Genomic DNA, 358 nt, shown 5'->3' with positions numbered 1-358 from the left:
CGTCACGTTTCGCTTTTTCAGCGGCTTTAGTGGCTTCGCGGGCAGCGGATACACGGCCTTTAACATCTTTCAGAGTGGCTTCAACACCGGAAACCAGATCTTCAGATGCTGCAACGGCAGTTTTCAGTTGATCGTTGTCTTTAACTTTACGTGCTGCTGCTTTAACAGCTTTCAGACCTTCTTTAGCGGTCTTCAGTTGAGCGGTAACTACGCCTTCAACTGCTTTAACTTCGTCCAGCAACGAACCTTCGTGCAGAGTGTCAAACTGTTCTTTAACAGCGGACACAACCCCTTCGATCACATTGTAACCGGCAGTGGCTTCGTTCATTGCGGCATCAACTTTAGCCTGCAATTCACG

At 48.6% G+C, this 358-nt stretch carries 1 protein-coding gene; it reads right to left on the bottom strand.

Annotation, left to right across the window (positions count from 1 at the left end):
• On the bottom strand, positions 1 to 358 hold a 358-nt coding region (locus Y882_RS20485), incomplete at both ends, for a hypothetical protein (protein WP_162207446.1).

Origin of the sequence: Dyella japonica DSM 16301, assembly GCF_001010355.1 — a bacterium.
Classification (GTDB): Bacteria; Pseudomonadota; Gammaproteobacteria; order Xanthomonadales; family Rhodanobacteraceae; genus Dyella; species Dyella japonica.
The sequence above is the reverse complement of the archived record's forward strand: the minus strand, read 5'-3'. Positions and strand labels throughout refer to the sequence as shown.